Source organism: Aestuariibacter salexigens DSM 15300 (assembly GCF_000429145.1).
In the GTDB taxonomy this organism is placed as follows: Bacteria; Pseudomonadota; Gammaproteobacteria; order Enterobacterales; family Alteromonadaceae; genus Aestuariibacter; species Aestuariibacter salexigens.
Window position 1 is genome coordinate 133852 of sequence record NZ_AUBH01000002.1, and the last position, 22383, is coordinate 156234.

Below are 22383 nucleotides of genomic sequence, written 5' to 3' on the forward strand. Positions count from 1 at the left end.
CAGGATGAGCGCAGAACACGGTAATTTTCCCTATCCAGGTAAGCGTGCAGCAATGGATGGCAACAGTGCTGTGATCATGTGTGAAAGAGAGAGCAGTGACGCGGCAGGCGCCTATCCGATTACGCCCTCCACGCAAATGGGTGAACTGTGGGCTAAGAATGCCGCTCAGGGACATCTTAATATGTCCGGCAGACCGTTGATTTTTATTGAACCAGAAGGCGAGCATGCCGCCGCAGCCGTCACTGCCGGATTAGCCATGACGGGGCTGCGCTCAGCGAATTTCTCTTCCGGTCAGGGTATCGCCTACATGCACGAATCCTTGTATGCCGCAGTAGGTAAACGGCTCACCTATGTACTTAACATCGGCGCCCGAGCGATGACCAAGGCGACGCTGAATGTGCATGCCGGGCATGATGATTATCACTGCGTTGACGATACCGGCTTTTTCCAGCTATTCGCAGCCAATGCCCAGCAGGCTGCGGACTTGAACATTATTGCCCATCGCATCGCGGAGATGTCACTGACACCCGGCATTGTGGCGCAGGATGGCTTTTTGACCACCCATCTTATTGAGTCTCTGCTCTTACCCGAACCTGAATTGATCGCAGAGTTTTTGGGCCGCCCGGATGACATCATTGATACACCAACCGCCGCACAGCGGATGATATTCGGTGACAAAAGACGACGTATCCCGCTGCTTTGGGATGTAGATAATCCTGTGATGTCCGGGGTGGTACAAAACCAGGACGCCTACATGCAGAGTGTGGCCGCTCAGCGTCCCTACTTCTTTGCACATGTGAAATCCATTGCCGATGAGGCGATGGATCAGTTTTACCGTCTCACCGGACGGCAGTACGCGCGGATTGCGGGCTATAGGATGGACGATGCAGAGTATGTGATCCTCGGTCAGGGGAGTGTTATCCCCAGTGCACAACGCGTGGTTAACTATTTGCGCGAGACCCGCGGGATCAAAGTGGGTGTGGTAAATATGCTGATGTTCCGGCCTTTTCCTGCAGATCTGCTGACACACATGTTAAAAGGTAAAAAGGCAGTCACCGTAATGGAGCGGCTGGACCAGCCATTGGCAGTTGAGCTGCCCTTGCTCAGAGAGATACGCAGTGCCGCCGGTCAGGCTCTAGAGAACGGTCGTCATCCTAAACATCTTCCCTACCCGGATCTGGCCAGCTACTCAAGCCTGTCTGATTTACCCGAATTTTTCTCGGTGTCATTTGGTCTTGGCAGTCGCGATCTGCAACCAGAGGGCATTATTGCTGCGGTAGAAAATATGCTGCCTGACGGTGCGCACAGGAAACATGCCTATGTGTCGATTGATTTTTTGCACGACCAACCTCGTACGCCAAAACAGGAGATCTTTCAGCAGGAACTCGTCGACAGCTATCCCAATGTGGGAGAGCTGGCGCTAAAAGGCAGCGAGAATCCGAACCTGATGCCGGATGGTAGCATCACGGTGCGTTTTCACTCCATAGGCGGGTGGGGAGCCATTACTACGGGTAAAAACCTGGCCATGACGCTGTTTGAATTACTCGGCTATCACATCAAGGCCAACCCTAAGTATGGCTCTGAGAAAAAAGGCCAGCCAACGACCTATTTTCTATCCGCTGCGCCAGAGCCAATAAGAATCAACTGTGAATACTATTTTGTCGATGTGGTGCTGTCTCCTGATCCGAATGTGTTGCAGCATACCAACGCGCTGGCAGGGTTGAAGTCTGGCGGCATTTTCGTGATCCAGAGCGAGCTGGGTAAGCCGGATAAAGTCTGGCAATCCATTCCGGAGCACTATCAGCAGTACATCGTTGATAACGACATCAGAGTCTTCTTTATTGATGCGTTTAAAATTGCGCGTGAAGAGGCAACTGACTCTGATCTGCAACTGCGGATGCAGGGCAATGCTTTCCAGGGGGCATTCTTTGCTGCATCGTCAGTCATGCGTGATGCGGGGCTGGATGAGCATAGGTTACTGGATGCCATCCGCCGTCAGCTTCAGCACAAGTTTGGTGAGAAAGGTGCGCGTATTGTTGAGGAGAATATTCGCGTCGTGCAGCGTGGCTTTGATGAGATCTGCGAAATCACCCGTAAAGATGTAGGTGTGCAGACCGTTGAGATACAACCAGTTAAAGCCGCCAGTGCTCAGCCAATCATGCTGAAGCGTTTGCCACAAAGTCATGCAGCGGCGACAGATATTCACCGATTCTGGGAACAAACCGGCAGCTTTTATGCAAAAGGGCAGGGCAGCGACAACCTCGCCGATCCCTTTATGAGCTTAGGTACCATACCAGCTTCTTCTGCCACATTCCGTGATATGACCGGCATTCGCTTTGAACACCCTGAGTGGATAGCCGAGAACTGCACCGCCTGTGGTAAGTGCTATACAGTGTGCCCTGATACTGCTATTCCCGGGCTGGTCAACGATGTGTCGCAGGTATTAGACACGCTGGTGGCGAGGATTAAAAAGCAAGGGACGGATGTGCAGTATTTACCTCGCGCGGTACGCCAGTTGGAGCCTATTCTGCACTCGTTGTTTGATGAGGCGGGCGAGTCTGCTCGCGTGGCTCCGCTTGTCAGCGAAGGGATCAAGCAAACCATTGCCAATTACCGGGACAGCAACGGCAACCCATTGAATGAAGACGACAATGCCAGGCTTGAAACAGAAATGGCGGCGCTGAAGTCCGAGCTTAATGGCTTTAAATTTGCCATTACGACGCCGTTTTACCGTTTACCAGAAAAACAGCAAAAAGGCAGTGGTGGATTATTTAGCGTCACTGTGAATCCCTATACATGCAAAGGCTGCAAAGAATGTGTGCAAGTCTGTGAGGATGATGCCTTGCGCACGGTCAGGCAGACCCCGCAAAGCATTAGTGAGCTTAAAACTAACTGGGACCTGTGGCTCGATCTGCCCAGTACACCAGCAAAATACCAGCGCATTGATGATTTGCAGCAAGGCGTAGGCGCGCTGACGCAACTGCTGTTAGACAAGCAGGCATACTCGAGCACGACCAGTGGCGATGGCGCGTGTCTCGGCTGCTCTGAGAAAACCGCCATTCATTTATTCACAGCCACGGTAGAAGCGCTGATGCGCCCACGCGTCAGCAAGCATCTTGCCTATCTGGATGATTTGATTGGCAGATTGAAGCAGCACATCCGAGACAGGCTCATGCAAAGTGTTGATCTGGATGACACCGATGCCATCGACCGGGTCTTACACGCCCCCCATCAGCATGATCTCTCACTGGCAGAGCTGGCGCAGGGCGTGTCACGAGGAAGTAATGCAGAACCCATTGACCCTGACTGGCTTGAGCGAGTCAATCACCTGCTCGCCAAACTCAAGCATTTACGCTGGTGTTATACCGATGCTGATAGCGCAAGGGGGCGTTCTGCGATGGGGATGGTCAATGCCACGGGCTGTAGCTCAGTGTGGGGCAGTACCTTCCCGTTCAATCCCTATCCTTTTCCGTGGGCCAATCATTTATTCCAGGACGCCACGTCCATGGCGATGGGCGTATTCGAAGGCCATATGGTTAAGATGGCTGACGGATTTAAAGCCATTCGTAGCGCAGAGCTGGAAATCAAAGGGGCTTATCGGCGCGCTGAACATGATGATTATTTTGCACGGTTTAACTGGCGAGACTTTACCGATGAGGAGTTTTTACTCTGTCCACCGGTCGTCGCCGTCGGCGGTGACGGTGCCATGTATGACATTGGCTTTCAAAACCTGTCCAGAGCCATGATGTCGGGCAAACCCCTTAAGATCATCGTGCTGGATACCCAAGTCTATTCCAATACCGGCGGTCAGGCCTGTACCTCGGGCTTTATGGGGCAGGTGTCGGATATGGCCGAGTTTGGTCAGGCCATCAAAGGCAAGCAGGAAGCACGCAAGGAGATGGGCCTGATTGCCATGGCACACCGCACGACCTATGTACTGCAGAGTACCATTGCGCACGCCAATCATATGCTGGAAGGCTTCATTGAAGGTCTGCAGAGTCGCCGCGCAGCACTATTTAATATCTACACCGCCTGTCAGCCTGAGCATGGCATCGGCGATGATATGGGACACCATCAGGCGAAACTGGCGGTTGAGTCCCGCGCTTATCCGATTTTTAAATACAACCCGGATCGTGGTCACAATCCGGCTGACTGCTTCGAAATGGATGGCAACCCGGCCATGGATGAGGTGTGGCCCACCTATGCGCTTCACTATGTGGATGACGGCCTGGATAAATCAATGTCACTGCCAATGACATTTGCCGATTTTGCGATGACAGAAAATCGCTTCCGTAAGCACTTTAGAACGGCACCGGTGGATACCTGGCATGACAATATGATGTTGCTGGCAGACTATATCGAGCTGCCAAAAGATGAACGAGAGGGACGTTATCCGTTTATCTGGATGCTGGATAAGCAGCAACAACTCGGCAGGTTATTGGTGGACGACACAATGGTGGCATCCTGTGAAGAGCGTCGTGACTTCTGGTTAATGCTCAATGCCATAGCCGGTACCACAAAACAGGATTCACCAGCGTTGTCCTCTGAACAGCAAATTCGCCAGCAGGTCGTGGCACAAATTGCCAGCGGCCTGATGAAACTGGCGGCGCAAAGCGAACCGGTAGATACCTCCTCGTTGGACATCTCCGAAAAAGTTGATGCGCCAGCTCCTCAACCCGCGTCAACTAGTATGGCACCGTGGATTGACAGTGACAGCTGCACTGCCTGTGATGAATGTATCAAACTAAACGCGAAAATCTTCGCGTATAACGACGACAAGCAGGCGTATATAAAAGATCCGCAAGGCGGGCCGTACCGGGATCTGGTCAAAGCAGCCGAAAAATGCACTGCACAGGTGATCCATCCTGGCCTGCCGATAGATGCATCAGAGAAAGACATTGATAAATGGGTAGCGCGCGGGGAGAAGTATAATTGAGCCTGCTCGATATGCTTTTTCAACGTCACCCTACGTTTGACGGCGGTGTGCATCCACCGCAATCAAAGGCGTTGACTGCGGATTTGCCGATCCGTCAGTTCCCTTTTGCGCCGGTACTGAATATTCCACTGAATCAGCACATTGGACAGCCAGCCATACCGGTTGTCAGAGAAGGACAGGAGGTGGAGCGCGGCGCGCTGCTTGCGAAACCAGACGGTTACATGTCTGTGGCACTCCACGCACCGGCCAGCGGTGTGGTAAGGCGTATTGGTTTAATGCCCTCGATAACAGGAAAAATGGTGCCGGGCATTTATTTGCAGCCGTTTCCCGGCGCCACGCAGGAAGTTCAGTCTGGTCAGCCCTGTAACATAGAAACCGCCTCTGCTGAGGATATTATTCAGGCTATTCAGATGGCCGGCATTGTCGGTCTAGGCGGCGCTGCGTTTCCAACCCATGCCAAGCTGAAAGCGCCTGCAGGGAAACACATCGACACATTGATCATCAACGGTGCAGAGTGTGAGCCTTTTCTGACCAATGACTACCGGGTCATGCTGGAGCAGCCTGATGAGATTCTGACAGGCATTCATTATTTACTTAACGCTACAGGCTGCCGACGCGCCGTGATTGGCATTGAAGACAACAAGGCTGCGGCGGCACAGGCGCTACAAACCTGTCTAAGCGGAAAGCACACGTCGCTAACAGGAAAGATTGAAGTAGTCGTGGTGCTGACGAAATATCCACAGGGCGCTGAGAAAATGCTGATTGAAGCCCTTATCGGCAGACAGGTACCCAGGGGAGGGTTACCCCATGATGTTGGTGTGGTGGTAGTAAATGTCACCTCTGCTGCCGAAATTGGACGCTTATTACCTCGCGGGTTGGGTATTCAGGAACGGGTTATCACCATCAGTGGTCCGGCAGTGAATAAGCCTGGCAATTACCGCATTCCTATTGGCACACCGCTGCGCTTTGCACTCGATTATGTGGGCGTGAGCGACTCAATCACCGAGGTCTATCTGGGCGGACCGATGATGGGACAGGCGTTGCCTAATCTGGATATTTCCATCACTAAGGGGACATCGGGTTTTACCGCATTTACTGACAGCCAAACTACATCGCCGCATCATGTTTTCCCTTGTATTCACTGCGCATACTGCGTTGATGCCTGTCCAATGCACCTCAATCCATCTCAACTCGGTTTACTGGCAAAGCATGGAGAGGTAAGCAAAATGGCAGAGGATTTTCACCTTTTTGATTGCTTCGAGTGTGGCTCCTGCGCGTTTGTGTGTCCTTCACATATCCCACTGGTACAACAGTTTCGGGCGGCTAAAGCCGAAGTCAGAAAAATGGCCGCAGTGCATACCGGGGCCGATGCATGAGTGCACTGAATAAAACCCTGCAGATCAGAACTTCTCCTCACCTGACGGCGGGTTACAGCGTCGATCATATAATGCGTCATGTGGCATGGGCACTATTACCCACCTGTGGATTTGCGGTATTTATATTTGGTCTGGCCGCGTTAATTACGCTAATTGTCGCCAGTCTGACCTGTGTGCTGACCGAGCACGTTTTATGTAAACAAAGCGGCAAGATCAGCAGCGTCAACGATTACTCTGCGCTGGTGACCGGGCTGCTTTATGGTCTTACCTTGCCGCCCGGCCTGCCAGTTTGGATGGTGATGGTCGGTGCAATCATCGCCATCGCGCTGGGCAAGTTTATGTTTGGAGGCCTGGGCTGCAATATTTTTAATCCAGCACTAGTCGGTCGGGCGTTTTTGCAGGCGGCCTTTCCTTCGGCCATGACCAGTTGGGGACCGGCGATGGCCAGCGAGCGTTTTTCCAGCGTGCCGTCCAGTCTGCTGGCATGGCCATTTCAGGCGCCGGATTACAGCAGTTGGGCAGATGGTGTGAGTAGTGCAACGCCATTAGCACTGATGAAATTTGAACAGCAGCTTACCCAGCATGCTGATTTGCTCAGCGGTATGACCACTGGCTCCTATGGCGAAACCTGTGGGGTATTGATACTGGCAGGTGGTACTTATCTGGCAATCAGAAAAATGCTCAACTGGCGTATTCCCCTGGCTATTTTTGTCAGTGCCGGCACGCTGAGTGCAATATGCCATTATGTCAGCCCTGAGCTTTATCCGGGGGCGATATTCACCTTGTTCTCAGGCGGATTAATGCTTGGTGCCGTGTTCATGGCGACCGATATGGTGGCCTCGCCGATGACCTCAAAAGGCGTCATTGTTTACGGCGTATTGATTGGTGTGCTCATCGTCATTATCCGAAACTGGGGCGGACTGCCAGAGGGCGTGATGTATGCGATTTTGCTCGCCAACGCAGCATCACCTCATATTGACGCACTGACCCAACCTAAGGTGTTCGGCTCTCAATCTAAAGCCTCATCGGAAGGGCCCGAATAATGGCCGCGATGACATCATCGTTAACGGCGTTGTGGCCAATGTATCGAAGTCTGGTCGGACTCGGCGTGATATGTACCGTATGTATCGTTGCTGTGGTGATGGTGACGACTCCGGCTATCAAGCAAAACCAACAGGATGCCATGCACCGCGCCATTTTTGCGGTATTACCGGGTACCACAACCATAGGGGCGTTTACGTATGATAGTGGCGCTGATGCCTTTTCCACCGTGGTGCAGGGTGGGGCTGGCAGCACACTCTATGTGGGCTATGATCCACAAGGGCAATTAGTGGGTGTCGCGATTGCTGCTGAGGGGCAAGGCTACCAGGATAAAATTAAAATCATTTACGGCTATTCACCTGATAAGCAGACAGTTATCGGCATGCGGGTGATTGAAAGCCGGGAAACCCCAGGGCTGGGCGATAGAATAGAAACGGACTCCGCATTTCAGGCAAACTTTATCGCGTTGGATGTGCGTCTCAATGCACAGGGCAACGACCTCGTGCATCCGGTAGAGCTTGTAAAATCAGGTCAAAAAACGAAGGCTTGGCAGATTGACGGGATAACAGGGGCAACCATCTCCAGTCAGGCTATCACTGACATGATTGCGCACAGCGTGTCGACGTGGTTGCCTCGCGTGCGTGATCACATTGCGCAGCTGGAGCAGCCCCATGGATAATCAGCAAGCAACAAGTGCAGATACCTTTATCAAAGGGCTATGGCGTGATAATCCGGTGTTTGTGCAGGTGTTGGGTATGTGCCCGGTTCTGGCGGTGACCAATTCAGCAGTGAATGCACTGACCATGGGACTGGCAACGCTGTTTGTGCTGTTGATGTCCAATATCATGGTGTCGTTGCTGCGCAACTGGATCCCCAAAGAAGTCAGGATCGCGAGCTTTATTCTCATCATCGCCACCTTTGTGACGTTAGTCGACTATGTCATACAGGCAATCAGTCTCGATCTGCATAAAAACCTGGGGGCGTTTATCTCGTTGATTGTGGTCAATTGTCTGATCCTCGGACGGGCTGAAGCGTTTGCCTCAAAACATCCACCTCTCTCCTCTGTGCTTGATGCACTGGGCATGGGTACAGGTTTTACCTTTGCACTTTTGTGCATGGGCAGCATTCGAGAATTGCTGGGTAACGGCAGCGTGTTTGGCTGGGCATTGTTTGCTGATAGCTATCAACCCTGGGTAGTGATGATATTGCCAAGCGGTGGCTTTTTTACACTGGGTGTCCTGATGTTAGTGATCAACCGCATCAACAAGCGTGTGGCACTCAGTAACGCAAGGAGTGAAGCATGAACAGCGAGTCGGTGGCCACCATTTTCATTAATGCGGCGCTGGTGAATAACTTCGTGCTGGCGTACTTTCTCGGCATCTGCCCGTTCCTTGGGGTGTCTGCCAAATTAGCCACAGCCACGCGTATGGGCGCGGCAGTATGTTTTGTCATGCTGGTCAGCTCATTAAGTGCCTATGGCATCAATATGCTGCTTGAGGCGACCGGCGCGACCTTCCTGAGATTAATTTGCTTTATCGTGGTGATTGCCTCGATGGTGCAGTTAGTAGAAATGTTTGTGCGCAAAAGCAGCCCAACGTTATTCAAGGCATTAGGCATATTTTTACCCCTGATCACCACTAACTGCGCGATCCTCGGGCTTGCGCTTTTTCAGACCAATAAAGGATACGACATGATCCAAAGCGTATTTTACGCCTTGGGTGCTGGTGTCGGTTTTACCCTGGCATTGGTTCTGATGGCTGGAATAAGAGAGAAGCTTGCGCTGGCGACTTTGCCTGACAGCGTGGATGGCACAGCGATAAGCCTGATGATAGCAGGGATCCTGTCTCTGGCATTTATGGGCTTTGCCGGCTTAGGTTGATCATACGTAGGAGAACAGTATGAAACTGCAAGACTATGATATAGGAGAGCGCTATCAGGCGACCGTGATAAACAACCATGCGATCACGCCTGCAAACGCTGCCGACGAACTGCGTGAGCTGACACTTGAGGTAGATAAACGGGGCTTCACTATCGATATCGGTCAGAGTATTGGCGTGATTGTGCCGGGTGTCCCTGAGATCGGCCACGACCATCATTTCAGACTATACTCCATCGCCAGTCAACCGGTGTGTAATGACAGTGGTAACACGGTGGTGACGATTTGCGTCAAGCGTTGCAGCTATATCGATGAGTACAGTGGCGAGAGTTATAAAGGAATTGCTTCACATTATTTGTGTGATAGAGAGACAGGTGATCAGTTACAGATAAATGGTCCTTTTGGCACACCATTTCCCGTTCCACAAGATAAGCAGGCAGATTTATTACTGGTCGGCATGGGTACCGGCATTGCGCCATTCAGGGCATTTGTTCAGCATATTTATCGGGATGTCCGCGACTGGCAGGGGCGGGTACGGCTCTTCTATGGTGCCCATACAGGGTTGGAACTGGCCTACATGAACGATCACCAGAATGATTTCGCCCAGTATTATGACGAACAGACATTTGAGGCAATTCAGGCGTTAAGCGATCGCGGCTACTGGTCTGAGCGAGGTGCGGTGCATAGCATCCAGACCGCCATTCAGGACAGAGCTGAGGAAATACTCGACATGTTGTCCCAACCTCACGCTTACATTTACGTAGCCGGATTAAAGCAAATCGAGGAAGGGCTCAATCAGGCGTTTTCTGATGTGCTTGGCTCTGAACAACAATGGCAAAAACGTAAGGAGGAGCTTGAGATAACGCAGCGTTGGATAGAACTCTTGTATTAATTTAACATTAGATTAATTCGCTTCTTGGGCAAAGAAGCGTTCTATGTCGTCTTTTTTATTAAGTGCATCAGTGTAGCCTAAATCAATTAACTCATCGCAGAATGCATGGGTGAATAGCAAATAACTTGCTGCTGCCACGCCACCACCTTTGACCGAGGCACCACTGCAACCGAGAAAAAACTTCAAACTTTTTGGCAGGCTTTGAATACGACGACTTGCGATGGCATCAATTCGCGTACTTGGTGAAATAATGAGACTGTCGATTTTGCGTAGGTTGTCAGTTTCTCGCATTTTCTTGCCTGGTATCAAATTAACTAAATTATTGATGCGCTCCAATCGCTCTATGTCGCCCTCAATGGAGTCAATGAAAGCGCTATTGAACACTTGCCCCAAAATTTGCGCAACAGAGGGTTTATGCTCCACAGAAACACATTTTCCAGCCTGTCCCCAAGGACCCGCAGCTAAATTTTCTGACACGCCGATAATAAGTAAACGCTCTGCTCCAGTATGCAGTGCGCAGCTAATTGGTGCTGTCTGGCGCATTGCGCCATCACCAAAATATTCTTTACTAACATGAACCGAGGGGAAGATAAGAGGAATCGCCGAGGAGGCCATTATGTGGTCAACCGTAATTGGCATTGGCGCGCCTACACGACGGTATCTGCGCCAACCTCTCAGTGATGGATGCCCCTGAAAAAAGCTCACTGATTCTCCTGAATGATAGCCAAGTGCTGTCACGCACAGCGCGTGCAGTTGTCCTTCATCAATTCGCTGTTGGATGTTTTCAAAGTCTACTATTGATAACAGCAAATTGCGCAGCGGACTGTTATCAAGTAGAGCCAGAGGCACATTATCATGATACCCATCAGTGAAAAGGGAGCTGACGACTCGCAAGGTTCCTTTAAAGAGATCTAGCCATCCAGTATTGATAACATGTTCAAACTCAATTTGCTTCCATACGTGGGCTAGCTCGTGAGCTGCACGATGGAAAGTACCCAAGTGCGCTGCAAGCGCCACTGCGTTTATCGCACCAGCAGATGTGCCTGATATTATTTGAAAGGGGTTTTTTAGGTGGGGTAATAGTTCAGAAACAGCTAGCAGAACGCCAACTTGATAGGCTGCCCTGGCGCCACCGCCGGATAAAATCAGCGCATTTTTTGCCATAAAGACCTCGAGCAGATGCGTATTTCCGAGTCATGAATTACATCATCTTTGCCAGAAAAGCATACCTGCCAAGGCTTCTTCCTTATATTCCCAATATAGTTCAGTAAGTTAGTTTTACAACTTCGGTTGCATCGAGGGGAGACAGGAAAATTCAGCAAGTCTGATTACGCTGCAGTTAAACGATTCCGCCCCTCATGCTTTGATTGATACAACGCATTGTCCGCTCTGGCCAGCATACTCGTTGAGGTGTCACCGCTTTTATACATTGCAAGGCCGCCACTGAAGGTTACGCTGATTTGCTGCTGTGTGTCGGCATCGGTGATGCTTTGAGTAGCAATTTCTTGCAGAAATCTCTCACAAATCGCGTAGCCTTCATCAATGCCGGTATTAATCATTAAAATCGCGAATTCCTCGCCACCATAGCGACTCACGATGTCCTGCTCGCGACAGCACTGACGACAAGTTCTGGCAAATTGCTGCAACACGAGATCGCCAGTCAGGTGCCCGAAAGTATCATTAACTTTTTTGAATTCATCGATATCGGCCAGCAACAAGCACAAATCCTGGCCATACCGTTCTGCCCGACTAAGCTCTTCCTCGAGCCTTTCCACAAACGCCCTACGGTTATATAGCCCCGTCAGAGAGTCATGACGAGAGAGTTGCGCATAATGTTGCTCAGACGTTTTGACCAATGATAGGACTTTTTCCAGGTCGATTTTCGCCTGCAGAATTTGAATGTTTTTCTGATAAGCCCACCATGCAGATACGCTGATAAACAGCCAAAACAGCATAATTAGTATCGGATAGAGCCGGCTATCCGAGAGTACTTGCTGACCTAAAAATACGTCTGTTGCATTTAGGGTGACCGTCCATTCCCGTCCAAATAAGGTAATACGTCCGGCCACGGTGTTCTCAGCATGGTCGTGCGGGTCTTGTAAGTTTCGTGTGGCCGAAAAAACCGCAGCAGGTTGGTTATCGTCGGTAATAAAAACATTGATACCCTGACGATGCAGCTGTTCAAGTTCTTCAAGTAATGCATTTTCGATGCCGTATACGCCGGCAATATAGCCCATAATTTGCTGCTGTCTGGCCTGTAGCGTATCTGGAACCATTCCAGACTCATAGACAGGCACCGTAATTGCAAAACCAGGTGGTGGGTTTTGTACATTGGCAGACAGGACAACGTTAAACAGTGGACTTATTTGTGCTTTACCCGTGTCGCGGGCCTGCCATTTTGATTGCATACGTTGCTCGGACCACGCTAAATCCAGTCCGATAGTGTTGGCCGCTTCCGTATTGGCCAGCATAAACAAGACCGGCACATGCTCATCTCTTGACGCTGCCGGGTTAGGATTGCCGCTGCTATCGGTTTCCCACAAATCAAAATCGGCAAAAAAACGCTGTCTGATGTCATTTACAAAAGCGTCCCGCTGCTCGCCCAATATGATGGGTTGCCATTCTATAATCAGCCAGCCGTCGCCTTGCAGAGACACCTCCTGACTGTAGGCAGTAAATGTCTGTGGCGATAGATCATCTGTTAGCGCAACAAACGATGATATAGACCTAAGCTTTTCAACCTGGCTCTGCAGGCGTTCAGACATGACCAATAAAAAACTGTTGAGTTGATGATTGAGGGTACTGTTGGCGCGTAGGGTTTCTTCGCTCTTCAGCGTTAGGTGAGTAAAAAACGCCAGTGCAGAAAAAATAACAAGGGCGATTACGTTAAACGCAATGTACCGGCGGTTATAGCGAAGTTGGGTCATCGCAGGTCCTTGTTAATCCACTTAACGATGATATTTTATCTGCGCAACAGACGCAATTTTATACAAAGCGATTTGTCAGCAGATGTAAAAGTGACTAAATTATAAGAATGAAGACTTTATACGTGCAGAAGTAATGGCGTTTCATAGTCACGGCGAACTAAATATCTGGGTAGACCATAACATTGTTTATATGGAACTGTCCGGCAACTGGAATTTAGAGAAAGCCAAAGATTTTATTCACGAACTCAATTACACCATTACACCGCAGGTCTCCCCGCCATTTGTCGCGGTGGCAATGCTTGATAACGACTGGATGCCAACTGCCGACGCGATCCCCTATCTATTTGAAGCCACAAATCGAGCGATCAACATGGGGCTGGTGCGAGAAGCATACGTATCCAGTTCACCTATCTCATCCAGAGTCACTAAACGCTTTGTGGTGCCAGAGGACAGCGAGCGGTATCAAAGCCGTGAATTTGTTGACTTAGATGACGCCGTGCAGTGGTTGAAAGAAGGCCTTTCGGGGAGCGCTGCTGTAAAACAAAAATGCGATTGAGTTCTTAATCATCTGTTGTATCCTTTGCAGCCACCTTAAACCCGTATAGAGATCTGAGTTTTTGCAACAACTGTTAGCCCCTATTCATCAATTTTTGCAGTTCAAAACACCTGAACAGTGGATCGCGTTTGCCAAACAGCCCGACAATCTGTCAGTTCTGCTTATTGATCACTGTAATTGCGAGCTCAAAGCCGCGCAAACAGCTATGCTACTGATCAGAAAATATGCGGTGGATAAAGACAACGCGGATGAACTGCTGGCGTGGCTGAAACCCTATGAGGATTTTGTCTATCGCGGCATCGGCGAGGGACAATTCAACGGCCAGCACAACGGTTTGAAACGAGTTATCAAGGCTAATGGCGAACACCCGATTGGCGATGATTTGGTGAATAAAATGGTGTTGTTGATTAAAGAGGAACTGCATCACTTTCAGCAGGTTCTGGAAATCATGCAGGCCCGAGATATCGATTATCAGAATCTCACGGCCAGCCGCTATGCGCGTGGGCTGATGAAACATGTAAAAACCCACGAACCGCAAACCTTAATCGACAAATTAATTTGTGGCGCGTACATCGAAGCACGAAGCTGTGAACGTTTCGCAGCATTAGCGCCCCATCTGGATGAAGAATTGCAGCGTTTCTATATCTCGTTGCTTCGTAGTGAAGCCCGTCATTATCAGGACTATCTGACACTGGCGGAAAAGCTGGCAGGTAAAGACATCAGTGACAGGGTGAGGTACTTTGGACAAGTGGAAGCAGAGCTTGTTTCAACTGTGGACAATGAGTTCAGATTTCACAGTGGCGTGCCGCAGGGTGTTGCCCGACAAAGCGAAGTCGCGCAGGATAGGTCCTGCGCATAACGTCTATCAATTTGCAGGCACGTATCCTATGCCATCAGGACCGTCACCAGTGGGCAGTCTGAACAACTCCTCACCACTTGAAACGTCGATAACTGCAACCTGATCGACATTGTAGAGCGATAAAAACAGGACCTCTCCTGCTGGGTGAAAAGTTAGCCCTTTGGGCGTCACGTCTTCCGGCAGCTGCACGCGGCGAGTTCTTGTCAATGTGCCCGCGTTGTAAAAGTCCAGCGTGTTCTGACGAAGATCCGGCACAAGAACGGTTTTTTCATCCGGTGAATAGAGGATGCGATAAGGCCAGGTGTAGTCTTTCCAGCGCGCTTTCAGGGTGTCTCTTTTCGTATCAAACACGCTAAGCCAGCCGTCTTTGTTGCTGCCAACCCACAGCGTGCTGTTGTCTGCTTTTACGGTGATGGCTTCAGGTGTCTCAGGCATGTCTATGTGACGCAGGAGTTTTCCTTGTTCGACGCTTAACACTGACACGTTATCGGCAGTCATGTTGGGCGTATAAATGACCTTTCCAGATGCGGGTAACGCAACCATATGTGAGCCACCTGCTTCGGTGGCGATGACCTGGGTGATGACACCGCTTTCAACATTGACGATGACGGCATTGTCCGAGCCCTCTGACGATACGGCGACATGCTTTTGGTCGGGCATAAATAGTACCCCGTGAGGGCGAGGATAGTCTGCCAGAGAAATGGTACGCTCGAGTTTGCGCTCGGCAATATTAAACACCGACAGGCTGTTACCGCCTACATAGTCAGTGACCACCGCCCAGCGCAAGTTAGTATCAATGGCCAGTTCGTGTGGACCCTTGCCCGTGGGCAGGGTGGCAATGACAGTCCTGGACTGAATATCAATAACACTGACGTCATCGCCAAGTTTATTGACGACCCAAAGTTGGCCATTCAGCGTTGCGGCATTCGGTTGGGCGAATGACGCTGAGAGGAACAGCAGCACGCTGCTAAGTAGAGGCAAAACGAATCGCATAGTACACACCTTTTCAAAACGACTTTCACTATACGCGGTTATTGCACCTCACGTTCACATTCATCGTCGTCGCACGTCGGTTTTTTATTTTTCTTATCAGGCTGCTCCACGATAACGGTATCTTTTGTCTCTAATGAATAATGCTGCTCGCGGATCAGCGCGAATATCTGCTGATCTACCAGACGCGCAATCAGCGCTTCTAACTCCAGCCGCCGTTGATAAAAAGGCGAATGCTTGCTGACGGCAAAGTAGTAACGTGTATGGTCGGCTCGCTCAACATCGGTCAAAACGATTTTATCCTGCAAATCTCTTTCCTTTAGCGCCGGCAGGGTACTGTGAATAAAGTGATGAAAAAGCTCAGTGCGCCCCATCAAGACTAAATTGATTTTTTGTTCCAGCGTGCTGACTGGGACTAATTTCATGTCCTGTTGCACGGAGAAGCTGTTCTGTAAATCAGACTTTTTGGCGATGGTTGTGGCCAGTGTGACGCCTTTCAGATTGTCATTATGATACTTATGCTGATTTTCTTTTAACGCGAAAAAACCGGTCTTTATGGTTTCATAGCTGGGCTCAAGAAATACAAAGTCATCGCCGGCTTCAATGCCTTCCCGTAGACCCACCATAATATCAATATCGCCATCACGCAGGGATTTCAGCCTGCGTGCAAAGGGCATAGGCAGCACATCCAGTTCAACATCCAGCTGTTCGGCAATCTGAGTCAGGAACTGATAATGCAAGCCTTTAGGAAATTCGGGAGAAACAGAGGAATGCAACACCTCTTTGGCAAAAGCATACGAGCTGCATAGGCAGAACAGACAAAGTGCAGGCAGCGTGTTTCTAACAATCCGATTCATAATGCCTTCTCAATGCCAGTGATATTCAACATTAAAAGGTCAACATCGTAAAATCAATGGGGAAGCGGACGATTAATCAGTTCGGTGCGCTGTGGCGTGACCTTCAGCATGCTGCCTTGATCGTACCAGTCACCTAAGACAATACGCTTTGCTGGCTGGCCGCCAACGTTAAGGTCATGGATTGCTGGCCGATGGGTGTGGCCATGGATCATGTTGGTGACGCCGTGCCTCTGCATCACATTGACCACTTCTTGCGGCGTCACATCCATGATGTCCATCTGCATGGTCTTTTTGCGCACATCGCTGTTGCGGCGGGCGCGGGCGACCATTTTACGGCGCAGCTCCAGGGGGATCATCATCACCAGTCTGGGCCACCACCAGCCCCGGGCTTTCTTACGAAATTTCATGTACTCGATATCCCGGGTACACATTTCGTCGCCATGTAAAATGACGGTGGGGGTGCCATACAGGTCGATCACATACTGCTCGGGGAGTAGCGTCATGCCGCAGCGTTTAGCGTATCTTTCGCCAAGTGCAAAGTCGCGATTGCCGTGGATAAAATAAATCGGCGTATGCTGGCTAACAGCCTTTAAGGCGTCAGCCACTTGCGTGGTAAACGGGTTGATGTCGGCGTCGCCAATCCAGTATTCAAACAAGTCGCCGAGGATGTACAAGGCATCAGCTTCGGTTACATCACTTTGCAAAAAAGTCAGCAGGCAGTCGGTGATATCCGGCCGGTCTTCGCTCAGGTGTAAATCGGAAATGAAATAGGTAAATGACATGGGAATGGCAGGCAGCGATAACGCATCACTGCCTGCGGTCGTCCATTACTCGCTGATTTCAGCCTTTTCGATAACGACATCTTCCACAGGCACGTCCTGGTGAAAGCCTGCGTTGGCGGTTTTGACAGCTTTGATTTTTTCGACCACGTCCATACCGGCAGTCACCTCACCGAATACACAGTAGCCCCAACCATCCATGCTTTCAGAGCGGAAGTTCAAAAAGTCATTGTTATTAACGTTGATGAAAAACTGCGCGGTTGCCGAATGCGGATCGTTGGTGCGCGCCATAGCGATGGTACCGGCCTTGTTGGCAACGCCATTGTTGGCTTCGTTTTCAATTGGATCGTTAGTGCTCTTTTGCGTCATGCCCGGCTCAAAGCCACCGCCCTGGATCATGAAACCATCAATCACGCGATGGAAAATGGTATTGTCGTAAAAGCCTTCTTTTACATAATTCAGGAAGTTTTCAACGGTTTTAGGCGCCTTGTCAGCGAATAGTGTCAGGCTGATTGGGCCAAAGTTAGTGTGCAAAGTAACCACAACTTATCCTCATAAATGGAGTACTGAAAGGCGCGCAGTGTAGCGTAAAAACGGTTTTTGGTCAGCATGCTTTGCGGTTTTTAGCTGCAGTGCTAGAATCTGCGGCCTTCCACGCTAATTAACTAAAGAGAAATTGCTTCAATGCTACAGATATACAATACCCTTAGCCGCAAGAAAGAGCCGTTCAAGCCTTTAACGCCAGGTAAAGTGGGTATGTATGTGTGTGGTATCACCGTGTACGACGTGTGCCATATGGGCCACGCCCGCACCTATCTGAGTTTTGATGTGATGGTGCGCTATCTGCGCCATCGCGGATTCGACGTGAATTACGTACGTAACATCACAGATGTAGACGATAAAATCATAGCGCGCGCCAATGAGAATAACGAAACCACCGATGCGTTGACGGCCCGCACTATTGCCATGATGCATGAAGATTTTGCCGCAATTAATCTGCTGGAGCCGGACGTCGAGCCGCGGGTCACCACGCACATGGATGAAATCATTGATGTTATTCAGCGTCTGGTGGACCAAAAACATGCCTATGTAGCGGACAACGGTGACGTATTATTCGATGTCTCTACCTTCGACCAGTACGGTAAGTTAAGTCGCCAGGACCTCGATCAATTACAGGCCGGTGCGCGGGTAGAAGTGGCCGCGGGCAAAGACGACCCGCTGGACTTTGTACTGTGGAAAAGTGCCAAGCCCGGAGAGCCAAGCTGGTCTTCGCCATGGGGGGACGGTCGTCCTGGCTGGCATATCGAATGTTCGGCGATGAACAGCAAACACTTAGGGACTCACTTCGACATTCACGGTGGCGGCTCCGACCTTATCTTCCCACATCATGAAAATGAGGTGGCGCAGTCGTGCTGTGCGTTTGATACCCCCTACGTGAATTACTGGATCCACACCGGCATGGTGCAGGTCAATGAAGAGAAAATGTCTAAATCGCTAGGCAATTTTTTCACCCTGCGTGACGTGCTCAAGGAATATGACGCGGAGACGGTTCGCTATTTTCTGCAAAGCGCTCACTATCGTAGTCAGCTGAGCTACTCAGAAGATAACATCAATCAGGCCAAGGCTGCGCTGGAGCGACTGTATACTGCGCTGCGTGGGCTGACACCTGACGATGTGACGGCAGACACCGCTGATTCTGAATATGTAAAACGCTTCAATAAGGCGATGGACGATGACTTCAACGTGCCAGAAGCCATGGCCGTACTGTTTGATTTGGCCCGTGATATCAATAAGATGAAATCAGATATTCAGCAGGCCAACGCTCTGGCGGGGCAGCTTGTCTATCTTGGCGGCGTGTTGGGGATCTTGCAGGAAGACCCGGAAGCTTATTTGCAGGGCGGCGGCGCTGATGATGAGGTTGCTGAAATCGAAGCGCTTATTGCCAAACGTAATCAGGCTCGCGCAGACAAAGACTGGGCGGCCGCAGACGAAGCGCGCGACGCGCTTACGGCGATGAGGATTGTGCTGGAAGACGGCCCTCAGGGTACGACTTGGCGTCGCGGATAATCTCGTTACCTGTAGATTCTTTCAGAGCCAGCGCCGTACGCGCTGGCAATACTGAATAAAGCTTACGCCAAATATATCCGTAATAGCACGTTCCTCAGGAATGATCTGAAAGCGTGTAATGTACGCGATAAAGAGGGGTGCTAGCAGCAACGATGGCCAGGCGCCCCAGCCAAGTTGAATTCCCAGCAGACACAGCGTCATACCAACATACATTGGATTGCGAGTAAACCGAAAAGGACCACTGGTCACCAGTTTGGATACTTTTCCCACCTTGGTTGGGTCGACAGTAGTACTGGCGCGTCTGAACTCGACGACACCCCATACTGCAATAGCAAAGCCTGCGCTGATCAGCACCCAAGTGGCTAACATCATATTTAGAGGCGTCATTGTGGGTAGAAACGCTGTCATGACGCTGGCGACGGCAAAAATGGCAAGCAGCAGCAGGGGGTAGACTTTAAGTTCGAGTGCGCTTAGGTTCACTGCTCTGTGTTCTCTGCAGTTTCTGCCATGCGTGACCTCACCAATTCCTGCTGAATATCAGGATCGAGTTCAGGCGGCGGGCCAAATTGGTTATCTTTTTCTTCCAGGCGCTGTTTCCATTTCTGCTGGCCGACATGCTTCTTAAGCAGTTCAATGCATTCGTTCACCACCAACAGCGCTTCCTGATCGAGATTATGATCGTCAGAACTAAAGTCAGTAATACCTTGCGCAACGAACTCTTCGACTTTCTCAGGTGTGATATCGCGCAGCAGATTTATCACGGAGTGAGTGACAATATCGGTAACCGCGGTTTCAAGCTGCCGGCCAATGGTGCTGCCCAGGACAGGTACCAATCCCAACGTCGATACCTGTGCATTTTCTCTTACTGCTTTGCCAACGGCCTGTTTAACGTGACTGCGCACCACCTCGCCCTGCATGTCATCGGCAATGGTATTACCGATATGGGTGAGCATGGATGACGCCCACTTCGACAAGATAGGTTTACGTGTGGCGATAACCTGCTCACTGATTTCGTCAATCAGCGGCGAGCCATCGGCAATTTCTTTTTGTGCATCGCTGAGGACTTTAATGACAATTCGGTCGCTCAACTCTTCAACCAGGGCATCGTAATAGAACGCCAGAAAGCGGAACAGAGCGGTATCGTTCAGATTAATAATTTCATATTTGTGCAGGCGATAGAGAATAGAAAAAATCCGTAAAAATCGGAATATCCGCGTTGAACCTAGCGGTATACAACCAAGTAAGTCATACCATCTGGCGAAGGGGTAAAAGTACCAGCGCATATACTCACGACGATGAATCGCCACGCCCCACCGAACAATAAACTCGGTTAGGAAGATGCCCACAAAGCTCAGGTCAATCAGTAAAAAGTTGTCATGCACCGGCGCGTAAGCCGCGACCGAGCCAGGCAACAGCCACTCAAGCCCTGACTGGAATACCGCTGTGCCGTACAGACTGTCGAATATCAACCACAACAGATTGATAAACAGGATCCCCAGCATCACCAGATCCAGCACCAGCCAAGGTGTTTCGTGGCTGTCTTTAAGGTTCTGGCGATTAATCTTCAGCATGGTGATCAGGTCCGAGTGACATCAACGAAGACTTTGAGTTTCTGTCCCGGTTGCAGATATTTACTGCGATCGAGTTGATTCCACTTGGTTAAATCGGCAATTTTTACGTTAAATCTGTCAGCAATACGGGCCAGAGAATCGCCGCGTCTGACCGTATAGGTGAGGGTGCGCATCACGGCATCGTCGCGCTGTTCCTCGGTCACCTGATTAACCCATACAACCAGCTCCCGTCCGGGCATCAATGGATCGGTAGGGGCCATACCGTTCCATTTGGCAAGGCTGCGAATGTTGACCTTATATTCACGGCTGATATCCCACAGCGTATCGCCACGTCTGACCTTATGGGTAAGCTGATGGGCACCGCGAGGTGTCGACTGGGTATCGGCCAGACGCTGGTCGACGGTCAGGCTGTATTCATCCAGTGATTTCAACGCTACTGGCACCATAATATGGTCGCCGGCGCGGATCATATTACCGTTGATGTCGTTAATGCTGCGGATCACGTCAACCGAGGTATGGTATTGCTTGGCGAGTTTAAGCAGGCTATCACCGCGTTTAATTTCGTGTCTGACCCAGTTTAGGCGGTCCCGTTCGTCCAAATCTGCCAGCGCCAGTTCGAAGGTCTCGGCGAGGTCAGCAGGCAGCACTAATTGATGGGGACCATCAGGATCGGTTGCCCAGCGATTAAAGCCGGGGTTCAACGCATGCAGGGCATCAATATCCAGTCCAGCAAGTTCAGCAGCAAATGCCAAATCGATCTGTGAGCCCGTGTCTACGACCTTAATGACCGGTCGGTTGTCGATGCTTGGCCAGTCAAATTCATATTGTTCGTGATTGCGCAGGATATCGCTCAGCGCCAGTAATTTGGGCACATAAGCGCGGGTTTCCCGCGGCAGATCCAGTGACCAGAAGTCGGTTGGCTTGTTGCGACGGGCATTATTGCGTATTGCTCTTCTGACTCTGCCCTCACCACTGTTGTAAGCGGCTAGCGCATGCAGCCAGTCACCGTCAAAATATTCAACCAGATATTCAAGGTAGTTCAGTGCGCCTTCAGTTGATGCAATCACGTCGCGGCGACCGTCATACCACCAGTTTTGCTTCATGCCGAAGCGTTTTGCGGTGCCCGGGATGAACTGCCACATGCCAGCGGCGCGGCCATGGGAATACGCAAAGGGATCAAACGCGCTTTCTACGATAGGTAATAGCGCCAGCTCAATGGGCATATCACGCTGTTCGATACGCTCGACAATGTGATAAAGGAAGGGCGCCGCACGTTTGTTGACGCGCTGCATATAATCGGGGTGTTTCAGATACCAGTCTCGCTGCACGTCTACCCGGCGATCGTCTGGCACGTGCAGACTTAGCTGCTGTCTGACCCGTTCCCACACATCAATAATAGGTGAAGGCTCCTGTTCGGCCTGTGTTTCTTCGACTCGCTCTGGCTCTGCTTCGGGCAGTGCGATGTCAACCGCATCAACAGGGTGGCTGACAGGGTAGGTGCCTTGCTGTGCCTCGTCACAGTCTTGCTGCTCCTGTTGCAGCTCATGTTCACAGCTCATCTGTGCTATTGGCTGTGACGTCTGCTCTGCATTGGCTGCTGTCTCATCTGTTGTGTCAAACAGGCTGGTTGACTGACAGGCTGACAACATCAAAACC

General features: G+C 50.6%; 19 protein-coding genes. 10 read left to right on the forward strand and 9 right to left on the reverse strand.

Going from position 1 to position 22383, the window contains the following annotated elements; genetic code table 11:
- Window positions 1-4: 4 nt before the first annotated feature.
- The 7 genes from G441_RS0104805 to G441_RS0104835 are packed head-to-tail and all read left to right on the forward strand — an operon-like array spanning window position 5 to window position 10121.
- The gene (locus G441_RS0104805) at window positions 5-4936 is read left to right on the forward strand and encodes a 2-oxoacid:acceptor oxidoreductase family protein (protein WP_026375303.1); all 4932 of its coding nucleotides are present in this window, start codon (window positions 5-7) and stop codon (window positions 4934-4936) included.
- Window positions 4933-6312, forward strand: a complete 1380-nt coding sequence (gene rsxC / locus G441_RS0104810; protein ID WP_026375304.1) for an electron transport complex subunit RsxC — start codon at window positions 4933-4935, stop codon at window positions 6310-6312. Before G441_RS0104805 ends, rsxC begins: the two co-directional genes overlap by 4 nt.
- Window positions 6309-7355 carry an RnfABCDGE type electron transport complex subunit D gene (locus G441_RS0104815; RefSeq protein WP_026375305.1) on the forward strand — a complete coding sequence of 349 codons (1047 nt, stop codon included), beginning with the start codon at window positions 6309-6311 and terminating at the stop codon, window positions 7353-7355. The genes rsxC and G441_RS0104815 overlap by 4 nt, the downstream gene beginning before the upstream one ends.
- Window positions 7355-8032, forward strand: a complete 678-nt coding sequence (locus tag G441_RS0104820; protein ID WP_051275340.1) for an RnfABCDGE type electron transport complex subunit G — start codon at window positions 7355-7357, stop codon at window positions 8030-8032. Before G441_RS0104815 ends, G441_RS0104820 begins: the two co-directional genes overlap by 1 nt.
- Entirely contained in the window at window positions 8025-8657 is a 633-nt protein-coding gene (rsxE, locus tag G441_RS0104825) for an electron transport complex subunit RsxE (RefSeq protein WP_026375307.1), read from the forward strand. Before G441_RS0104820 ends, rsxE begins: the two co-directional genes overlap by 8 nt.
- A complete protein-coding gene (locus G441_RS0104830) occupies window positions 8654-9232 on the forward strand; it encodes an electron transport complex protein RnfA (protein WP_026375308.1) in 579 nt (192 codons plus the stop codon). Before rsxE ends, G441_RS0104830 begins: the two co-directional genes overlap by 4 nt.
- Window positions 9233-9251: 19 nt before the next feature.
- Entirely contained in the window at window positions 9252-10121 is an 870-nt protein-coding gene (locus G441_RS0104835; RefSeq protein ID WP_026375309.1) for a ferredoxin reductase domain-containing protein, read from the forward strand.
- 12 nt (window positions 10122-10133) lie between these two features.
- Here the strand turns inward: G441_RS0104835 and G441_RS0104840 are convergent, their stop codons facing one another.
- Entirely contained in the window at window positions 10134-11285 is a 1152-nt protein-coding gene (locus tag G441_RS0104840; protein WP_026375310.1) for a patatin-like phospholipase family protein, read from the reverse strand.
- Between the two features lie 164 nt (window positions 11286-11449).
- The gene (locus G441_RS19165; RefSeq protein ID WP_051275341.1) at window positions 11450-13048 is read right to left on the reverse strand and encodes a sensor domain-containing diguanylate cyclase; all 1599 of its coding nucleotides are present in this window, start codon (window positions 13046-13048) and stop codon (window positions 11450-11452) included.
- A 133-nt stretch (window positions 13049-13181) separates the two neighbouring features.
- On the opposite strand from G441_RS19165, the gene G441_RS0104850 reads away from it, so the two are divergent.
- A complete protein-coding gene (locus G441_RS0104850) occupies window positions 13182-13604 on the forward strand; it encodes a hypothetical protein (protein ID WP_026375311.1) in 423 nt (140 codons plus the stop codon).
- Window positions 13605-13665: 61 nt separating this feature from the next.
- Window positions 13666-14463: a tRNA isopentenyl-2-thiomethyl-A-37 hydroxylase MiaE gene (gene miaE, locus G441_RS17905; protein WP_051275342.1), complete on the forward strand. Its 798-nt coding sequence runs from the start codon at window positions 13666-13668 to the stop codon at window positions 14461-14463.
- Window positions 14464-14469: 6 nt separating this feature from the next.
- On the opposite strand, the gene G441_RS0104860 is transcribed toward miaE, so the two are convergent.
- Genes G441_RS0104860 through G441_RS0104875 form a run of 4 tightly spaced genes read right to left on the reverse strand, consistent with a single transcriptional unit; the run spans window position 14470 to window position 17632 of the window.
- Entirely contained in the window at window positions 14470-15456 is a 987-nt protein-coding gene (locus tag G441_RS0104860) for a YncE family protein (protein ID WP_026375312.1), read from the reverse strand.
- A 38-nt stretch (window positions 15457-15494) separates the two neighbouring features.
- Window positions 15495-16310, reverse strand: a complete 816-nt coding sequence (locus tag G441_RS0104865; protein WP_026375313.1) for a substrate-binding periplasmic protein — start codon at window positions 16308-16310, stop codon at window positions 15495-15497.
- Between the two features lie 53 nt (window positions 16311-16363).
- Window positions 16364-17092, reverse strand: a complete 729-nt coding sequence (lpxH, locus tag G441_RS0104870; RefSeq protein ID WP_026375314.1) for a UDP-2,3-diacylglucosamine diphosphatase — start codon at window positions 17090-17092, stop codon at window positions 16364-16366.
- A 45-nt stretch (window positions 17093-17137) separates the two neighbouring features.
- Window positions 17138-17632: a peptidylprolyl isomerase gene (locus tag G441_RS0104875; RefSeq protein ID WP_026375315.1), complete on the reverse strand. Its 495-nt coding sequence runs from the start codon at window positions 17630-17632 to the stop codon at window positions 17138-17140.
- 141 nt (window positions 17633-17773) lie between these two features.
- Here G441_RS0104875 and cysS point away from each other — a divergent pair, with 141 nt between their 5' ends.
- On the forward strand, window positions 17774-19156 hold the full coding sequence (gene cysS, locus G441_RS0104880; RefSeq protein ID WP_026375316.1) for a cysteine--tRNA ligase: 1383 nt from the start codon (window positions 17774-17776) through the stop codon (window positions 19154-19156).
- A 21-nt stretch (window positions 19157-19177) separates the two neighbouring features.
- On the opposite strand, the gene G441_RS0104885 is transcribed toward cysS, so the two are convergent.
- From G441_RS0104885 to G441_RS0104895, 3 genes are read right to left on the reverse strand one after another with little or no spacing between them, the layout of a single operon-like run.
- Window positions 19178-19636 carry a methyltransferase family protein gene (locus G441_RS0104885; RefSeq protein WP_034474459.1) on the reverse strand — a complete coding sequence of 153 codons (459 nt, stop codon included), beginning with the start codon at window positions 19634-19636 and terminating at the stop codon, window positions 19178-19180.
- Entirely contained in the window at window positions 19633-20727 is a 1095-nt protein-coding gene (locus tag G441_RS17910) for a hypothetical protein (protein ID WP_051275343.1), read from the reverse strand. Before G441_RS17910 ends, G441_RS0104885 begins: the two co-directional genes overlap by 4 nt.
- Window positions 20728-20732: 5 nt before the next feature.
- Complete coding sequence (locus G441_RS0104895; RefSeq protein WP_420806144.1) at window positions 20733-22376, reverse strand: lytic transglycosylase; 1644 nt, start codon at window positions 22374-22376, stop codon at window positions 20733-20735.
- Between the last annotated feature and the right edge of the window lie 7 nt (window positions 22377-22383).